General features: G+C 78.7%; 1 protein-coding gene. It reads left to right on the forward strand.

From position 1 onward, the window contains the following. Nucleotides 1-1,772 (forward strand): acyltransferase domain-containing protein (locus ABZW03_RS40465; RefSeq protein ID WP_355269831.1); only part of this gene is annotated, 1,772 nt, incomplete at both ends.

The following is a 1,772-nucleotide window of genomic DNA, read 5'->3' on the forward strand; positions in this document are numbered from 1 at the left end:
GCCGTGCACCGCTCGGCCTTCGCCCACCGGGCGGTGGTGGTCGGCGCCGACCGTGCGGAGCTGCTCGCCGGGCTGGCGGCCGTCGCCGACGGCACCGGGGCCGGGGTGGTCCGCGGTTCCGGCACCGCGCCCGGCCGCACCGCCTTCCTGTTCACCGGCCAGGGCAGCCAGCGCCTGGGCATGGCCCGGGAGCTGTACGAGGCCCGGCCGGTCTTCCGGGCGGCCTTCGACGAGGTCTGCGACCGGCTCGACGCGCACCTGGCCCGGCCGCTGCGCGAGGTCGTGTTCGGCACCGACGCCGCCCTGCTGGACCGCACCGAGTACGCCCAGCCCGCGCTGTTCGCCGTCGAGGTGGCGCTGTTCCGCCTGGTGAGCAGCTGGGGCCTGCGCCCGGACCTCCTGGTCGGCCACTCGGTCGGCGAACTCGCCGCCGCCCACGTCGCGGGCGTCCTCTCGCTCGACGACGCCGCCACCCTGGTGGCGGCCCGGGGCCGGCTGATGCAGGCGCTGCCCGCCGGCGGCGCGATGGTCGCGGTGAAGGCCTCCGAGTCCGAGGTCCTGCCGCTGCTCACCGGGAACGTGAGCATCGCCGCCGTCAACGGCCCCACGTCCGTGGTGGTCTCCGGTGACGAGGCCGAAGTCCTCGCCGTCGCCGGGAAGTTCGGGAGGACCAAGCGGCTGAACGTCAGCCACGCCTTCCACTCCCCGCTGATGGACGCCGTGCTGGAGGACTTCCGGGCCGTCGCCGAGGGGCTGACGTTCTCGGCCCCGCGCATCCCGGTCGTCTCCACCGTCACCGGCGCCGAGGCCGACGAGGAGCTCACCGACCCGCGGTACTGGGTGCGGCAGGTGCGCGCGGCCGTCCGGTTCGCCGACGGCGTCGCCCGGCTGCGCGACCTGGGCGCCGGCCGCTACCTGGAGCTCGGCCCCGACGCCGTCCTGACCGCCGCCGCCCGGGACTGCCTGGGCGCCGACGCGGACCGCGCCCTGCTGCTCCCGCTGCTGCGCGCCGACCGGCCGGAGGAGACCGCGCTGACCACGGCGCTGGCCGAACTGCACGTCCACGGCGTCGCGCTGGACTGGCCGGCGATCGCCGCCGACTGGGGCGGCCACCCCGCCGACCTGCCGACCTACGCCTTCCAACGTGAGCGGTACTGGCTGGCGGCCCCGGAGGGCGCCACCCCGGCGGCCGCCGCCGGCCACGCCGACCACGGCTTCTGGACGGCCGTCGAGCAGACCGACCTGGACGGCCTGGCCGGCGCGCTGCACCTCGACGGCGAGGCCCGCGACGCGCTCGGCGCGGTGCTCCCGGCGCTGTCCGCCTGGCACCGGCGCCGGCGCGGCCACGCGGCCGCGGACGCCCTGCGCCACCGGGTCGAGTGGCAGCCGCTGGCCGGCCGCCCGGCCGCGGAACTCGCGGGCGGCTGGCTGGTGGTGGCCCCGGCGGCCGCCGCCGAGAGCGAGCCGGTGACCGCCGTGCTCGGCCTGCTGGAGGCGCGCGGCGCCACCGTGCTCGGCGCGGTGCTGGACCCGGAGGACACCGACCGGGCCGCCGTCGCGGCCGGCCTGGCCGAGCTGCTCGACGGGGCGGCCCCGGTGCGCGGCGTGCTGTCGCTGCTGGCGCTCGACGAGGAGCCGCACCCGGCCGCCGCGACGGTGGCCGGCGGGCTGGGCCTCAACCTGACGCTCGCCCAGGCCCTCGGCGACGCCGGGGTGGACGCGCCGCTCTGGTACGCCACCCGGGGCGCCGTCGCCGTCGGGCAGGCCGAGGC

It is taken from the genome of Kitasatospora sp. NPDC004799 (assembly GCF_040609095.1).
Taxonomy (GTDB): Bacteria; Actinomycetota; Actinomycetes; order Streptomycetales; family Streptomycetaceae; genus Kitasatospora.